The sequence below is a fragment of the Streptomyces sp. NPDC027185 genome, from assembly GCF_055567035.1.
Genome location: NZ_JBVHRF010000009.1, coordinates 48,853 through 63,629 on the forward strand (window position 1 = coordinate 48,853; position 14,777 = coordinate 63,629).

15 protein-coding genes are annotated in these 14,777 nt (G+C 74.9%); 12 read left to right on the forward strand and 3 right to left on the reverse strand.

Annotated features, from left to right (window positions below):
- From ACZ4M8_RS26375 to ACZ4M8_RS26415, 9 genes are read left to right on the forward strand one after another with little or no spacing between them, the layout of a single operon-like run.
- The gene (locus ACZ4M8_RS26375; protein WP_467611401.1) at positions 1–864 is read left to right on the forward strand and encodes a hypothetical protein; all 864 of its coding nucleotides are present in this window, start codon (positions 1–3) and stop codon (positions 862–864) included.
- The gene (locus tag ACZ4M8_RS26380; RefSeq protein ID WP_467611403.1) at positions 861–1,835 is read left to right on the forward strand and encodes a 3-oxoacyl-[acyl-carrier-protein] synthase III C-terminal domain-containing protein; all 975 of its coding nucleotides are present in this window, start codon (positions 861–863) and stop codon (positions 1,833–1,835) included. The genes ACZ4M8_RS26375 and ACZ4M8_RS26380 overlap by 4 nt, the downstream gene beginning before the upstream one ends.
- Positions 1,832–2,434, forward strand: coding sequence for an acyl-CoA dehydrogenase family protein (locus ACZ4M8_RS26385; RefSeq protein ID WP_467611405.1), 603 nt, complete (start codon positions 1,832–1,834; stop codon positions 2,432–2,434). Before ACZ4M8_RS26380 ends, ACZ4M8_RS26385 begins: the two co-directional genes overlap by 4 nt.
- Positions 2,421–3,569, forward strand: a complete 1,149-nt coding sequence (locus ACZ4M8_RS26390; protein ID WP_467611407.1) for an acyl-CoA dehydrogenase family protein — start codon at positions 2,421–2,423, stop codon at positions 3,567–3,569. The genes ACZ4M8_RS26385 and ACZ4M8_RS26390 overlap by 14 nt, the downstream gene beginning before the upstream one ends.
- Complete coding sequence (locus ACZ4M8_RS26395) at positions 3,562–4,323, forward strand: hypothetical protein (protein WP_467611408.1); 762 nt, start codon at positions 3,562–3,564, stop codon at positions 4,321–4,323. Before ACZ4M8_RS26390 ends, ACZ4M8_RS26395 begins: the two co-directional genes overlap by 8 nt.
- Positions 4,320–4,757 carry a holo-ACP synthase gene (locus ACZ4M8_RS26400; RefSeq protein WP_467611410.1) on the forward strand — a complete coding sequence of 146 codons (438 nt, stop codon included), beginning with the start codon at positions 4,320–4,322 and terminating at the stop codon, positions 4,755–4,757. The genes ACZ4M8_RS26395 and ACZ4M8_RS26400 overlap by 4 nt, the downstream gene beginning before the upstream one ends.
- Before the next feature lie 10 nt (positions 4,758–4,767).
- Positions 4,768–5,031: an acyl carrier protein gene (locus tag ACZ4M8_RS26405; protein ID WP_467611412.1), complete on the forward strand. Its 264-nt coding sequence runs from the start codon at positions 4,768–4,770 to the stop codon at positions 5,029–5,031.
- Between the two features lie 7 nt (positions 5,032–5,038).
- Positions 5,039–6,238: a beta-ketoacyl-[acyl-carrier-protein] synthase family protein gene (locus tag ACZ4M8_RS26410; protein WP_467611414.1), complete on the forward strand. Its 1,200-nt coding sequence runs from the start codon at positions 5,039–5,041 to the stop codon at positions 6,236–6,238.
- Positions 6,235–7,263, forward strand: coding sequence for a beta-ketoacyl synthase N-terminal-like domain-containing protein (locus ACZ4M8_RS26415; RefSeq protein ID WP_467611416.1), 1,029 nt, complete (start codon positions 6,235–6,237; stop codon positions 7,261–7,263). Before ACZ4M8_RS26410 ends, ACZ4M8_RS26415 begins: the two co-directional genes overlap by 4 nt.
- A gap of 249 nt (positions 7,264–7,512) precedes the next feature.
- Here ACZ4M8_RS26415 and ACZ4M8_RS26420 read toward each other — a convergent pair whose 3' ends face one another.
- On the reverse strand, positions 7,513–8,838 hold the full coding sequence (locus tag ACZ4M8_RS26420) for a helix-turn-helix domain-containing protein (protein ID WP_467611418.1): 1,326 nt from the start codon (positions 8,836–8,838) through the stop codon (positions 7,513–7,515).
- 299 nt (positions 8,839–9,137) lie between these two features.
- Here ACZ4M8_RS26420 and ACZ4M8_RS26425 point away from each other — a divergent pair, with 299 nt between their 5' ends.
- Positions 9,138–10,991, forward strand: a complete 1,854-nt coding sequence (locus ACZ4M8_RS26425) for an AfsR/SARP family transcriptional regulator (RefSeq protein WP_467611420.1) — start codon at positions 9,138–9,140, stop codon at positions 10,989–10,991.
- A 111-nt stretch (positions 10,992–11,102) separates the two neighbouring features.
- On the opposite strand, the gene ACZ4M8_RS26430 is transcribed toward ACZ4M8_RS26425, so the two are convergent.
- On the reverse strand, positions 11,103–12,632 hold the full coding sequence (locus tag ACZ4M8_RS26430) for a helix-turn-helix domain-containing protein (protein ID WP_467611422.1): 1,530 nt from the start codon (positions 12,630–12,632) through the stop codon (positions 11,103–11,105).
- A 79-nt stretch (positions 12,633–12,711) separates the two neighbouring features.
- On the opposite strand from ACZ4M8_RS26430, the gene ACZ4M8_RS26435 reads away from it, so the two are divergent.
- Complete coding sequence (locus ACZ4M8_RS26435) at positions 12,712–13,698, forward strand: DUF1648 domain-containing protein (RefSeq protein ID WP_467611424.1); 987 nt, start codon at positions 12,712–12,714, stop codon at positions 13,696–13,698.
- Entirely contained in the window at positions 13,699–14,058 is a 360-nt protein-coding gene (locus ACZ4M8_RS26440; protein WP_399084433.1) for a GntR family transcriptional regulator, read from the forward strand. It begins immediately after the preceding gene.
- Between the two features lie 100 nt (positions 14,059–14,158).
- Here ACZ4M8_RS26440 and ACZ4M8_RS26445 read toward each other — a convergent pair whose 3' ends face one another.
- Positions 14,159–14,665 (reverse strand): DinB family protein, encoded by a 507-nt coding sequence (locus ACZ4M8_RS26445; RefSeq protein WP_467611426.1) that lies wholly within the window; start codon positions 14,663–14,665, stop codon positions 14,159–14,161.
- Positions 14,666–14,777: the final 112 nt, after the last annotated feature.

Sequence of the window (14,777 nt, forward strand, 5' to 3'; positions counted from 1 at the left end):
ATGACCACCACATCCGTGCCGGGGCGCGGGACGTCGGAGGCCGGGCCCGCCGCCAGGATACGGCTGTCGGCGCTCCGCTGCGAGGTGTTCACGGAACGGGGCGAGCCGCTGGTCGGCTGGGGGCGGGAGCTGATGGACGGCGTGGTCGCCCTGCACGGGCTGCCGGTCGGCGCGGCTGCGCTGGCCGAGCGCCGGGGCAACAGCTTCATCACCATGAGCACCCGGCTGCTGTCCGGCACGGGCGCCCTGAGCCGCGATCAGCTCCCCGCGCTGGACCGGGTGTACCTCGCCTACCGCACCCCGGACCTCTTCTCGTACGACGTGGCGGGGTGCTACCTGGCCGACCACCTGCCGGGGAGCCCGGTCCCGCTGGCCGTCACCGATCAGGGTGCCGGCGCGCCGTTCACCGCCCTGCGCCTCGCCGGGGCGGCGAGCGCCGGCGGCTCCGGCCGCAGCGCGCTCTTCGTCTACGACCAGCGGGCCGGCGGCTGGGCGGCCCCCGGCGGGCCCGACGCGTCCGGCGACACCGACGCCGCGGCGCTGCTGCTCCTCGGGACACGGGACGGCGTACCGGTCCGCGACATCCGGGAAACGCCCACCGACGACCCCGGGCAGGCCCTCAAAGACCTCCTCGCGCGACACCCGTCCGTGCCCTGCTACGTGGGCGGGGCGCTGCGCGCCGCCGCCGGGCCGGAAGCGGCGGGCCGGCGGCTGGTCACCGCGGAGCCCGGCCACGACTGCACGGGCGCGTGGAGCGTGCTCGCCGCGCACTGGCCGCCGACCGGACCGGTCGTCCTCGCCGACCACGAGCCCACCACCCGGCGGCTGCACAGCTGCCTGATCACCCCGGAGGGAGCGTCATGACCACCGCACCACCCTCCCTCGGACTGTCCCGGGTCGGCGTGCGGCTGCCCCGGAGCAGTGAACGCGTCGACGACGTCCTCACCCGCGCCGGTGTTCCCGCCGCGGAACGCCGGGTCTTCACCCGGTTCCACGGGCTGCGGGACACCCCGACGCTCGGCCCCGGCGAACACCTGCCGGACCTGCTGGCGGACGCCGCGCGCGAGGCCCTGGGAGGCGGCGGCGCGGACCTGGTGCTCTACGGACACACCCATCTGATCCAGGGATTCGCGATGCGGCCCGGCTTCACCGACCGGCTACGGGCCCGGCTGGGCCTTTCGGGGGCGCCGTTCCACGGGATCTCCCAGGTGGGCTGCACCTCCGTGCTGCGCTCCGTGGAACTGGCCCGGCGCTTCCTGCTGCGGCCCGCCGCCCGGCCCGGCGAACGGGTCCTCGTCCTCGGCGGCGACCACGGCAGTTTCCACGACAGCGCGCGGATCCTGCCGCGCAACACCGTCGCGTCCGACACGGCCGTCGCGGTCACCGTGGGCCGGGAGCCGGACGGTCCGGGCCTGCGCTACCGCCACCTGGGCGCGGCCACACTCACCGACCCGCGCTTCCACCGCAACCTGCGGATGACCGGCGCGGAACTGGCCGACCACGGCCGGGCCTGCGTCACGCTCATGGCGCGCGTCATGGACCGGGCGGCCCGCGCGGCGGGCGGGGACCTCACCGGGATCGACCTGGTCATGCCCCACCTGTCCACCACCTTGTTCTGGAAGGCGGTCGGCCGCGCGGCGGGCGTCCCGGCCGGGCGCGTCTGCCTGGACCTGCTCCCCGAGCGCGGCCACGGCTTCGGCACCGACGCGCTGATGGCACTGGAGCACGCCGACACCTCCGGGCGGCTCCGGCCCGGCGACCGCTGCCTCCTGGCGTCCACGGGACAGGGCGCCTACTTCACCGCCGTCGTCGTCGAGGTTCTGGAGGAGCCGTGAGAGAGGAACTGCCGGCATGCGAACGGGCCGGCCGCACCGAGGGCCTGGCCGCCGGACTGACCCGGGCGCTGGAGGGTGTCGACGTGGCCACTGCCGCCCCGGGGACGTACGCCGCGGTCCCGGAGGCGCTCGTACCGGTGGGGGCGACGGTCCGCACCCACCGGCTCGCGGACCGGGAGGGCATCGTCTTCGTGGCGCGTCCACCGGGACGGCCGCACTCCGCGGACGCCTGCGCCCGCGCCGGGCTCCATCTGGCCGCCGTCCGGCTGGGCCTGGTCCGGCAGCGGCTCGACGCGGCGGTGGCGCACCTCTCCGCACGCACCGGCGGCGGCAGCCCCCTGGACCGCAAACAGCTGGTGGTGGGCACCGTCGCGGACACCGCCACCGAGATCGAGCTGCTCCGCCGTCACCTCGCCACCCTCCGGGAGCGCCCGGACCTGGCGGAGGCCCACGCCCGGCTCGACCGGCTGGGCTGGGAGGTCGCCCGGCTTTTCGGGGCATCCGGTTACCTCACCGACGGCGGTGCCCGCGCTCTGTACGTGTCGGCGCTCGCCGCCCGCACCTGGACGGACGAAGGCCCGGAAGATGACCGACTCTGACGCGCGGCTGCGGACGGTCCGTGCCGTCGCCGCCGAAACCGCCGCCGACCTGCGCGCCCGCGCCCTGTCCGTGGACGCCGACCCCGCCGACATGGCACCGCACGTCGACGCCCCCGGCCTGCGCCTGCTGCGCTCCCTCGGCACCCCGCCGGAACACCGGGACCCCGCGGACACCTGCGGGCTGCGCCTGGACCCCCGCCGCCACCACCTGGAACACACGATCTGCACCCTGGAACTGGCCCGCGGGGACGCGGGGATGGTCCTCGCCGCCCCCGGCCCGGGACTCGCCGGTGTCCTCGTCCGCGAACTGGGCGACGCCGCACAGCGCGAGCGCTTCCACCGCCGGCTCGCCGACGGCCGGACCTGGTCGTTCTTCGCGATGACCGAACCGGCCCGGGGCAACGACGCCACCGCCATGGAGACCCGGCTCGACGCCGACGGCTTTGGCGGCCGGCTGCTCAGCGGACACAAGCGGTACATCGGCAACGGTGCCCGCGGCGGCGTCGGCGTGGTCTTCGCCCGTACGGGACCGTCCCCGCTCGCCCTCCGCGCGGTGCTCGTCGAACCGCCTCTGCCCGGCTGGCGGGGCACCGCCCTGGACATGGTGGGGCTGCGCGGCGCCCGCCTCGGCGACCTCACCTTCGACGCCGTGCCGGTGGCCGGGGACGCGCTGCTCGGCGCGCACCTGCCGGCGACCCGCCGGGGCCTGTGGGGCGCGATCAGAACCTTCCACGCCATGCGGGTGCAGATCGCCGCGCTCGCCGTCGGCACCACCCTGGCCATGGCCGAGTACGTCGCACAGCAGCGCACCGGCAAGGCCGTACGGCACGGCACGGAGCGCGTCCTGGCGCGGGCCGAGGCCGCCCGGCAGCTGGTCCACGAGGCGGCCGCGCGCATCGATCACGACCCGGAGCGCGGCTATCTCTCCTCGGTCGCGAAGCTGGCCGCCAACCGGCTGGCGGTGGAGACGGCCGGCTGGGCGTCGGCGGCGCTCGGCCCGGCGGGACTGATCGAGCATCCGCTGCTGGAGAAGTGGACCCGGGACGTCCACGCCTTCGAGTTCATGGAGGGCACCGCCAACATCCAGCGGCTGCACGTCGAGAAGGGCTACCGCGCGGGGGACGCGGATGTCTGAGCTGTCCCTGACCCGGTTCGTCACCGCGGTCCGTGAGCGTCCCGTCCACCGTCCCCTCTCCGGCCTTCCCGCGCACGACGAACGGCGCTGGCTCGGCGAGTTCACCGCGCGCGCCACCGGCACGGACCCGGCGCGGACCACCGTGCTGGACGTGGCGGACCCGGAGGAGGAGCAGGGCGCACTGTGCGCCGCGGCGCTGACCGCGCTCGGCCCCGGAACCCCCGCCGACCTGCTCTGTCTGGTCCGCTCCGGCCCGCTGCCCGACTCCCGGGTGTCGCTGCTGCCGCGACTGGTCCACGAACACGGCTGGCCGGGCGAGGACCTCGGCCTCACCCACCTCGACGACCGGGGCGGCACCGCCGTGTTCGGCCTGCTCGACTGGGCGGTCCCGGACGGCGCCGGAGCGGCCGTACTGATCTCCGACGAACCGCCCGTGCGCGTCGCCGGTGACCGGCCGCGGCCCCATGCGGTGGTGGGCCTGCGGCTGCGGCACGGGCCCGGCGCGCTGCGGATCACCGCGGCGGGCGAGGGGCGGCCGCGCCACCGCGCGGCACACACCTTCGCCGGACCAGGACCCTGCGGTGCGTGGCTGGCACTGGCCGGGGCGCTCACCGCCGGCCGGATCCGCCCCGGGGAGAGCGTCCTGTTGCGCACCGCCGACGGCAGTACGTCCCCGGGCTGGGCCCTCGTCGAGGTGACCGACCCGGAGGCCGCCCGGCCGCTGCGCGCCGGCGGACGGGAGGGCGCGGCATGAGGATCGGCGTCGATCTGCAGTCCGTCTCCCGCTTCGCGCGGATCGCCGCGCACCCGCGCTACCCGGGACTGCTGTTCACCGAGGCGGAGCTGGCTCAGGCCGGCGGCCTCGCACCCGAGCGGTACGCCGAGCGGATGGCCGGCCGGTTCTCCGCCAAGGAGGCCGTCTGCAAAGTGCTGGGCCGCGGCTTCGGGCAGGGCGTGCGCCGCCGCGACATCGAGGTGACGGCGGACGCGTGGGGAGCCCCGTCGGTGTCCCTCTCGGGCGGCGCCCGCGACGTCGCACGGGCCGCGGGACTGTGCGCCTTCCGCCTCACCCTGACCCACCAGGCCGACCTGGTCGTGGCCGTGGCGCTCGCCGAGGAGGCGCCCCGGGCCTGCTGCTGCACCCACACCCACCACACCACCCCGACCCCCGGCACACCGGGGGAGTGAGGAGACCACCGTGAACACCGGCACCCTGTCCGACGAGGACGCCCGCCTGCGGGAGATCGCCGAGATCGCCGCGGACCTGTTCACCGTCACGCCCGAGGAGGTCGTCACGGCCGAGTCGTTCATCGACGACCTCGGCACCGACTCCCTGCTGGCGATCGAACTGCTCTGCCAGCTGGAGAAGCATTTCGGTATGCGCATCGAGGAGGACGCGTCGTCCCGGATGACGAACCTGCGCAACACCTACGACGTCGTGTCCGAGATCGCCGGATGGTGACCGGGCCGTGAACCGACGTGTAGTGATCACGGGGATCGGCCCGGTCTCGCAGGTCGGCACCGGCGTCGCCGGCTTCACCGAGGGACTGCGCGGCGGACGCAGCGGCGTGGGTCCGATCACCCGGTTCGACGCCACCGGCTTCGAACGGCGGGTGGCGGGCGAGGTGACCGGCTTCCGGCCCGAGGACGTCCTCCAGCGGCTCGACACCGGGGCATGGGGGCGCAGCTCCCTCTTCGCCGCCACGGCCGCCCGCCTCGCCGCCTCCGACGCACAACTGCGCCCCCCGCCGGACCGCACCGCCGTCGTGATGGGCACCACCTGCGGGGAGATCCCCTCCCTCGTCGCGGTCACCGAGGACTGGTACGCCGAGGGGCACCACGTCCCGCGGCCCGCCCTCGCCGCACAGCTGCCGACCTCGCGGCTCGGCCTGGCCGTCGCCCGCGAACTCGGCCTGCGCGGCGAGGCGGTGACCCTGGCCACCGCCTGCGCCGCGGGCAACTACGCGATCGGGCACGCCTACGACCTGCTGACCCTCGGTGAGGCGGAGGTGGCGATCGCGGGCGGCGCCGACACCGTCAACCGGTTCCTGCACGCCGGTTTCCACCGTCTGGGCGCGCTCACCTCCGAGGTGTGCAGCCCCTTCGACCGGGACCGCACCGGCATCGTCACCGCGGAGGGCGGTATCGCGCTGGTGCTGGAGACCCTGGACGGCGCCCGCGCCCGGGGCGCGCGGATCTACGCCGAGGTGCTCGGGTACGCCATGACCTGCGACGCACGGCACCCGGTGGCTCCCGACGCGGACAGCATCGCCCGGGGTATCCGGGCGGCCCACGCGCGGTCCGGTGTCGCTGCGGGGCAGGTGGACTACATCTGTGCGCACGGCACCGGCACCCGCACCAACGACCTCGTCGAATCCACCGCCGTCCGTGCGGTGTTCGGAGACCGGCCGCCGCCGATGAGTTCCATCAAATCGATGCTGGGCCACACGATGGGCGCGGCGAGTGGTTTCGGCGCCGCGGCCTGCGCGCTCGGCATCCACCACGGGTTCCTGCCGCCCACCACGAACCACCGGACACCGGACCCGGAGCTGCCGGGTATCGACCCGGTCCCCGGCACCTCCCGCGCGGCCGAGGTGACCGTGGCGCAGAACCACGGGTTCGCCTTCGGCGGCAACAACGCCATCGTGCTGTTCGGGAGGGTGCGGTGAACGACATCGTCCTCACCGGGACGGGGCTGATCGGCCCGGATCCCGCGGGCCCCGTCGCCGTCGGCGACGACGCGGGGCCGGTACCGCAGGGACACGCGTTCCGCGCCGCCGCCTTCGACCCCGTCGCCGTACTGGGGCGCCGGGCCGCCCGGTTCAACCACCGCTCCACACTCCTGGCCATCGCGGCGTGCGGTGCGGCGCTGCGCGACGCCGGGATCGAGGTCCATCCCGGCAACCGCGACGGCATCGGTGTCACACTCGGCACGTTCTGCGGCAGCGTCAGCGGCTCCGTCGACTTCGCCTGGGAGTCGTACGCCCAGCCGCGTCCGTACATGGTCGATCCGGCGGCCTTCCCCAATCTGGTGATCAACACGGCCGCCGGGGCCGCCGCCATCCACCACGGGCTGCGCGGCGCCAACTCCACGGTCGCGGGCGGTCCCCTCGCGGGCGTGCTCGCGTTGCGGCACGCCGCGCTCACCCTGCGGGCCGGACATGTGGCCACCGTGCTGGCCGGGGCGTCGGAGGAGTTCGGCAGGCACGAGGCGTGGCTGGCCGCCGCGACCCGCCCAGGCCTGATCCCGGGGGAGGCGGCGGGTGTGCTCGTCGCCGAGACCGCGGACGCGGCGCGGGAGGCCGGGCGCGAGGTACGCGCCCGGGTCGCCGCGGTACTCAGCCGCACGGTCGACACCGGCAGCGCGGCGGAGGTCGCCGCGGTGCTCGGCGAAGCCCTCGCCGTGGCCGGTACCGCTCCGGAGCGGGTGCGCCGGCTCGCGCTGCGGACCACCGGCGCGGTCGCCGTCGACGCCGCGGCCCGCGCGGCGGCGGCGCGGGTGCGGGCCGTACCGCACTTCAGCGAGGAGCGGATCGGGGACTGCCATGCCGCACACGCGGCGGTCCAGCTGGTGGAGACCGTGGCGGCCGCCCGGCGCGAGGAGTGGTCCGCGCACGACGCGGGCGTGGTCCTCGCCCTGGACCCGGACGGCTCCGCCGCGGTCGCCGTTCTCACCGGGCCGGGGACCGCCTGACCCGGGGCGGGCCGCCGGACGGCGGCGCACCCCGGCCCCGTCAACCGGCGGCCGGTGCCGGCCAGGGCACGCCCGGGGAGACCGGTCCGCCGTCATCGACGCGGGGGCGGCACGGAGCCGTGGAGGTGCCCCCGGCGGTGCCCGGCCGGACGGCTTCCGCACCTGGCGGACCCACGGCGCGGGCGCACCCCGTCGGATCCGCGCGGAAGCACCCGGAGCCACGGCCTTCGGGCCGGATGAGACGTGCGGTCAGGAAAGCGTCAGTCCTCGGGAGCCGGATGCCGGGCGGGCGGGGCGGGCGGATACGCCGTCCCGCGCGGCGTACAGCCGGACCGCGTCGTGGAGCCGGTAGCGGAGCTGTCCGCCGTGGCCGTCGGCCTCGGCCAGGTGGCGCAGCTGGAGTTCCTCGATCACGTCGATGACGGCGCGCCGGTCCCGGCCCAGCCGGGTGAGGGCGTCCGCCGGACCGAACCAGCCGCGCAGGGAACTCAGCCCGGCCAGTACCGCGCGTTCGTCCTCGGACAGACCGTGCAGCGCCGCCGTGACACTGGCCCGCACCGACTGGTCGCCGAGTTGCAGAAGGTCCAGCCGTGTCTCCTCGTCGACGAGGAGGTCGGCCAGTTCCCGCAGCCGCCGGTGCGGCCGGGCCGCCAGCCACAGCCCGGCTATCCGCAGCGCCAGGGGAAGCCCGCCGCAGGACCGGGCGATGCTCTGCGTGGCCGACGGCTCGGCGCGGGCCCTGTCGCGTCCCACCAGACCTTCCAGGAGACGGCACGCGTCGCCGGGGGGCAGCATGCCGAGCGGTTCGGTGCGGGCGGGCGCCAGGGCGCACAGTTCACGCCGGGCCGCGGCGAGCACGGCACTGCGCCCGCCGTGTGCCAGCAGGGGCCTCACCTGCGCTTCGAGGGCAACGTTGTCGAGAACGATCAGCACGCTCCGGGAGTGCAGCAGCATCCGCAGCTGCGCGGTGCTCTCCTCCAGGCGCCACGGGGGCCACTCCACCCCGAGCGACCGCAGCACCCGGTGGACGACGTCGGCCGGGCGCAGCGGCTCCCCGCCGCCCGCGTCGAGGTCGACGAAGACCTGCCCGTCCGGGAACGCCTCCCGTGCGCGGTGCGCCACCTGGGTCACCACCGCCGTCCTGCCCACGCCCGGTGGGCCCACCACCACGGCCGGATGCCCGGGTGCCGCGCCGCCCCCGGAGGCGGTGAGATGACCGGTCAACGAGGTGAGCACCGCCTCGCGGCCCGCCAGCGGGGGCGGCGGGGGGAGTTCGCAGAGCGCGCCGCCGCCGTCCGCGGCACGGGCGCCTGCGTCATGTGACGCCGTCCCCGTCCGGTGCCGGTGGGCGGCCGGGGGCAGCCCGAGTGCCCGGGTGAGCAGCAGGACCGACTGTCTGCGCGGCCGCGCCGTGCGGCCGGTCTCCAGATTGCGGATGGCCCGGACGCTGATGCCCGACATCTCCGAGAGTTCTTCCTGGGTGAGGCCCGCGCGCTCCCGCGCACGGGTCAGAACGGGACCGAGCCGCTGTGTGCTCCCGGCATCCGCTTCCGGTGAAGTATGCGGGACAGCCATGTCCGAATTCCTTCGTGATAACAGGGGGGTGAGTCGAACGCGGCAAAGAGTAGTTCGGCGTCTTCCCGATCCCTTCCCGGTTCGCTACCGAGCGGATTGTTGATTTTTGGCGATGTATACGGGGGTGCCATATCCGATTTGGGACGGAGTGGCGCACCGGGCAATCGAACATGAGTGGGTAAAGGGAGTGGCAGGTTTGACCGGCATGCCTTGGTGCCGTGTTTTCCGTGACCTAGGCTGCGGCCACAAAACCGCTTGCCATCAGTGGTTTTGCGGCTTCACACGCAGGAGGAGGGGAAATGGGAACGGTCGCCTCGCAACGGGTCCGGTTCAACATCCTCGGCCCGCTGGAATGTTGGTCGGACGGTGTGCGCGTCCGGTTGGGGGGACCGGTTCAGGAACGTGTCCTTTCCGCTCTCCTCCTGGAATCCGGCCGGGTGTTGCCGGTGTCCCGGCTGGTCGACTTCGCATGGCCGGACAACCCGCCGGCCACCGCCCCGCATCAGGTCCGTAAAGCGATCGCCGACCTCCGGCAGCGCATTCCCGGCGGGGCGGGAATTCTCCGCACCGAGGGTGCCGGCTACCGCGCGGCCGTACCCGAGGGCGGCCTCGATCTGGCCGAGTTCGACGCGGGCGTGCGGGAGAGCGCGGAAGCCGAGCGCGCCGGCAGGCGGGAAGCCGCCGCCGCCGCGTTGCGCGCCGCCCTGGACCTCTGGCGGGGGCCTGCCGCCTCCTGCGCGGCCGGCCCGCTCCCGCACCCCGCGGCGGCCGCCCTGGAAGAGCGCCGCCTCGGAGCGTGCGAACGGCTCGCCGAGCTCCGCCTGGGGCTGGGGCAGGGCCGCGACATCCTCCCCGAGCTGCGCGAATCGGTCGCCCGCAACCCGTTGCGGGAGACGCCGCGGGCCCAGCTGATGATCGCCCTGTGCCGCGCGGGACGGCGGGCGGAGGCGCTGAAGGAGTACGAGGACGCCCGGACGCTGCTGGCGGAGGAGATCGGGGTGTGCCCCGGCGGCCGGCTGCGGGAGACCTACGAGGCGGTGCTGTCCGGCGCCCCGGTGTCCGGCGCGTCCGGACCTCCGGAGCCGGCACCGCGGTCCGCCCCGGCCGGGCCGGAGCCGGTCCCGTGCCGGCCGCCCTGTTCGCTGCCGAACGACCTGCCGGACTTCACCGGCCGTGACGCCGTGCTGCTCACGCTGACCGCGCGGGTCACCGACGCCGCCGCACCGGGGGCGCACCGTCTCGTGGCCGTCGACGGCATGGGCGGCTGCGGCAAGTCCGCGCTGGCGGTGCACGCCGCGCACCGGCTGTCGGCCGCTTTCCCCGACGGCCGGCTCCACGTCGACCTCGGCGGCCGGACACCGGGCGGAGAGCCGCTGCCACCGGTCGCCGCGCTGGGCGTCCTGCTGCGGGACCTGGGAGTGCCGGCCGACCGTATCCCCGGCGACCTCGCGGGCCGCAGCGCGCTGTGGCGCGCCGCCACGGCGGGCCGACGGCTGCTGGTCGTGCTCGACCACGCGGCCGACGCCGCGGCCGTCCGCGCCCTGGCCCCTGCCTCACCGGGGTGCGCGACGCTGGTGACCAGCCGCGTCCGCCTGGTGGATCTGGACGGCGCGGTGTGGCTGTGCCTCGGTGTGCTGGAACCGTCGGAGAGCATCGCCCTCCTGCGGAAGGTCCTCGGCCGGGCACGGGTGGACGCGGACCCCGTCGAGGCCGCCGAACTCGCCCGCCTGTGCGGCCATCTGCCGCTGGCGCTGCGTATCGCCGCCGCCCGGCTGCACAACCGCCCCCTGTGGCCCCTGGGACACCTCACCGGCCGGCTCCGCGACGCCACGCGCAGGCTGAGCGAACTGACCATGGGCGAGCGCAGTGTGGCGGCGGCCCTGAACCTGTCCTACCTGGCGCTGGGCGAGGACGACCGGGCGGCCTTCCGGGTGCTCGCCCGGTACCCCGGCGCGGCTCTCGACGTGCCCACGGCGGCCGCGCTGACGGGCAGGTGCGCCGCGGACGCCGAAGCCCTCCTGGAACTGCTGCTCGACGTCCACCTCGCCGAACAGCGGGAGATCGGCCGCTACCGCCTCCCCGACCTGGTCCGCAGCTTCGGACACACCCTGCCGGGCCCGGACGCCGCGCCCCTGAACCGGCTGACCGGCTGATACGCCACCGGGGGAGGACCTCCGGAGCGACGGGGGCCCGGCCGCCGCCGTGGGACGGACTCCCTGTGCGGCGGCCGGTCCGCCGTCGTGTCAGATGTCAGATGCCAGGGGTCAGATGTCCCGGAACGTCTCGATCTGCGCCCCGATGGAGTTGAGGCGTTCGGCCAGGTCCTCGTAGCCGCGGTTGATGACGTAGACGTTGCGCAGGACGGAGGTGCCTTCGGCGGCCATCATCGCGAGGAGGACGACGACGGCGGGGCGCAGGGCCGGGGGGCACATCATCTCGGCGGAGCGCCAGCGGGTGGAGCCGTCGACCAGGACGCGGTGCGGGTCGAGCAACTTCACCTGGGCGCCGAGGCGGTTGAGGTCGGTGAGGTAGATGGCGCGGTTGTCGTAGACCCAGTCGTGGATGAGGGTCTGGCCCTGTGCGGCGGCGGCGATGGCCGCGAAGAAGGGCACGTTGTCGATGTTGAGGCCGGGGAACGGCATCGGGTGGATCTTGTCCAGCGGCGCCTGGAGCTTGGAGGGGCGGACCGTCAGGTCGATCAGCCGGGTACGGCCGTTGTCGGCGGGGTATTCCGCGCTGCGCTCGTGGTCGAGGCCCATCTCCTCCAGTACGGCCAGTTCGATCTCCAGGAACTCCACCGGGACGCGCCGGATGGTGAGTTCGGACTCGGTGACCACGGCGGCGGCCAGCAGGCTCATCGCCTCGACCGGGTCCTCGGAGGGCGCGTAGTCGACGGTGCGGTCGATGTGCGCGACGCCGTGCACGGTGAGGGTGGTGGTGCCGACGCCCTCGACCCGTACGCCCAGCTGCTCCAGGAAGAAGCAGAGGTCCTGGACCATGTAGTTGGAGGAGGCGTTGCGGATGACGGTGGTGCCGTCGTGGCGGGCGGCGGCCAGCAGCGCGTTCTCGGTGACGGTGTCGCCGCGTTCGGTCAGGACGATGGCGCGGCGCGGGGTGACGGAGCGGTCGACCTCGGCGAGGTAGACGCCGTCGGTCGCGGTGATCTCCAGTCCGAAGTGGCGCAGCGCCGTCATGTGCGGGGTGACCGTACGGGTGCCGAGATCGCAACCGCCCGCGTACGGCAGCCGGAAGTGGTCCATGCGGTGCAGCAGCGGGCCGAGGAACATGATGACGCTGCGGGTGCGGCGGGCCGCCTCGGTGTCCATCGAGGCGAGGTCCAGCTCGGCGGGCGGCACGATCTCCAGGTCGCTGCCGTCGTTGATCCAGCGGGTGCGGACGCCGATGCTGTTCAGGACTTCGAGGATGCGGTAGACCTCCTCGATCCGGGCGACCCGGCGCAGCGTGGTGCGGCCCGCGTTGAGGAGTGAGGCACAAAGCAGCGCGACGCAGGCGTTCTTGCTGGTCTTGACGGCGATGGAGCCGGAGAGCCGGCGGCCGCCGACCACCCGCAGGTGCATCGGGCCGGGGTAGCCGAGCGAGACGATTTCGCTGTCCAGGGCCTCGCCGATGCGGGCGATCATCTCAAGGCTGATGTTCTGGTTGCCGCGTTCGATGCGGTTGACCGCGCTCTGGCTGGTGCCGAGAGCGTCGGCGAGCTGCGTCTGTGTCCACCCACGGTGCTGCCGGGCGTCGCGGATCAGCCTGCCGATGCGTTCGAGGTAGTCGTCTGCCATGGCGTGACCATATCTCAGATATGAGATGTGTTCAGTTTCGCCAGTTGTTCTACTACTATGCGAATAACTGGAGGCTGCCATGAAACCTGCCACTCCCTTCACCCGTCCCCCTGCCGACTCCCTGCGGATCGCGATCGCCGCGTTTCCCTTTCTGGTCGCGGTCGCCGTCGTCGTCGGCGTCCACCACCAGATTGCCGACCGGTTGCCCGATCCGCTCGCCACCCATTTCGGTGCCTCCGGCGCCGCCGACGGCTTCACCCCGGCCCGCGGATTCCTCCTCGGCACCGTCCTCACCCTGCTCGTCCTGGGCGCCGGCTGCGCCGTCCTCACCCGCGTACGGCGCCTGGCCCAGGCGGTGCCCTGGGTGCTCGCCCTGGGCTGGTCCCTCGCCGCACTCCTCGCCGTACCGGCCTGTATGACGCTGCTGGCCAACGCCCGAGCGGGGCGGGCCGACGCGGTCCGGGTGCCGCTGTGGGAGGTGCTGGTGGTCGTGGCCGCCGGGCTGCTCGCGGCCGCCGTCGGGCGGTGGCTCGGCGGGCCGGTCCCGCGCCCGCGGCCGACGGGCCCGCAGGGCGCGCCACGCCTGGCGCTCGGCGCGGGGGAGAGCGCCGGATGGACCCGGACGACGGGCTCCCCGCTGCTCGCCGCGCTCGGCCTTCTCACCTGCTGCGCGGGCCTGTATCTCGCCTTCGTGGCCGGGCCGTTCGCCGGGATCGCGCTGGGCGCAGCGGGCGCGTTGACCGGGGTGCTCGCCTCGGTACGGGTCACCGTCGACCGGCGCGGTCTGGCGCTCGCGCCCGCGCTGCTGCCGTACGCTTTCCGCCGCATCCCGCTCGACCGGGTCACCGAGGCGACCAGCAGGGACATCGACCCGTTCGCCGAGTTCGGCGGCTGGGGCTACCGCTTTTGCGCACACGGCAGCGGTCTGGTGCTCCGATCGGGTGAGGGGATCGCCCTGCGGCTGCGTGGCGGCCGCGAATTCGTGGTGACGGTCGATGACGCGGCGACCGCCGCCGCGTTGCTGAACACCCTGCTCGACCGCGCCCGTCCCGCCCGAGGAGACTGAGTGCTGTTCCGGGTCGACCCCAGTTCGGCCGTGCCGCTCGGCGACCAGATCGCCGCCGCGGTCCGCGGCGCCATCGCCGACGGCTCGGTCCGCGCCGGCGAGCGCCTGCCCGCCGGCCGGGAGCTGGCCGCCTCGCTCGGCGTCAACGTCCACACCGTCCTCCGCGGCTACCAGCGGCTCAAGGAGGAGGGCCTGATCGAACTGCGGCGCGGCCGGGGCGCGGTGGTCACCGGCGCCGCCTCCCCGGCCCGCGCCCGCCTCGGCGAGGCCGCCGACCGCCTCATCGCCGAGGCACGGCGGCTCGGCCTGACCGACGAGGAGATCGTCGGCGTGGTCCGCCGGGGGCTGGCGGTGCGGTGAGCGGGGCGGGCGCGGGCGTACCGCGCGGCCCGGCCACCCGGACGGGGGAACGGCTCCGGGCCCCGCGCGGGCGGGGCGCTCGCCGTCCGTCCCGCCCCGCTCAGACCCCGGTCGTCCCGTCCACCGCCTCGCGCAGGAAGTCGGCGTGCCCGTTGTGCCGTGCGTACTCGTGGGTGAGGTGCAGCATCACCGTGCGCAGGGAGACCTCTTCGCCCCAGCGGGCCGCGTGGTAGGCGGTGTCGAGGGAGGGGGCCGCCGCCTCGATCCGGCGGGCGTGGGCCACCTCCGCCTCCCAGGCGCCGAACGCCTCCTCGCGGGTGCAGCCCCGCGCGTCGTACGCGGCCTGGAAGTCGCCCTCCGGCGACCAGACCAGAGGGACGTCCTCGCCGCCGACCACCCGCCGGAACCACGCGCGTTCCACCTCGGCCAGATGGCGCACCAGCCCGAGCAGGGAGAGCGCCGAGGGCGGGCCGGCCTGCCGGCGCAGCTGTTCGTCCGTCAGACCGTCGCACTTCAGGGCGAGGGTGGCGCGGTGGAAGTCCAGGTACGCGCGGAGCGTCTCCCGTTCGCCGCCGGTGCGCGGCGGGTCGATCCGTTCGACGGTCATGGTGGGTGCCCCCGTTCCGGCCCGGTCCCCGGCGCACCGCGGGCGCGGCGCGTGGCCGGGCAACGGGCCGAACCTACCGCCTGCGCCGCGCCCCCGTCCCGCCGGTCGCGGG

What these genes read in the sequence shown, in the direction of transcription:
- ACZ4M8_RS26445 (WP_467611426.1), bottom strand. Translation starts at nt 14,665, where the DNA reads ATGACCGTCGAACGGATCGACCCGCCGCGCACCGGCGGCGAACGGGAG.
- ACZ4M8_RS26430 (WP_467611422.1), bottom strand. Translation starts at nt 12,632, where the DNA reads ATGGCAGACGACTACCTCGAACGCATCGGCAGGCTGATCCGCGACGCC.
- ACZ4M8_RS26375 (WP_467611401.1), top strand. Translation starts at nt 1, where the DNA reads ATGACCACCACATCCGTGCCGGGGCGCGGGACGTCGGAGGCCGGGCCC.
- ACZ4M8_RS26395 (WP_467611408.1), top strand. Translation starts at nt 3,562, where the DNA reads ATGTCTGAGCTGTCCCTGACCCGGTTCGTCACCGCGGTCCGTGAGCGT.
- ACZ4M8_RS26420 (WP_467611418.1), bottom strand. Translation starts at nt 8,838, where the DNA reads ATGGCTGTCCCGCATACTTCACCGGAAGCGGATGCCGGGAGCACACAG.
- ACZ4M8_RS26435 (WP_467611424.1), top strand. Translation starts at nt 12,712, where the DNA reads ATGAAACCTGCCACTCCCTTCACCCGTCCCCCTGCCGACTCCCTGCGG.
- ACZ4M8_RS26380 (WP_467611403.1), top strand. Translation starts at nt 861, where the DNA reads ATGACCACCGCACCACCCTCCCTCGGACTGTCCCGGGTCGGCGTGCGG.
- ACZ4M8_RS26425 (WP_467611420.1), top strand. Translation starts at nt 9,138, where the DNA reads ATGGGAACGGTCGCCTCGCAACGGGTCCGGTTCAACATCCTCGGCCCG.
- ACZ4M8_RS26400 (WP_467611410.1), top strand. Translation starts at nt 4,320, where the DNA reads ATGAGGATCGGCGTCGATCTGCAGTCCGTCTCCCGCTTCGCGCGGATC.
- ACZ4M8_RS26390 (WP_467611407.1), top strand. Translation starts at nt 2,421, where the DNA reads ATGACCGACTCTGACGCGCGGCTGCGGACGGTCCGTGCCGTCGCCGCC.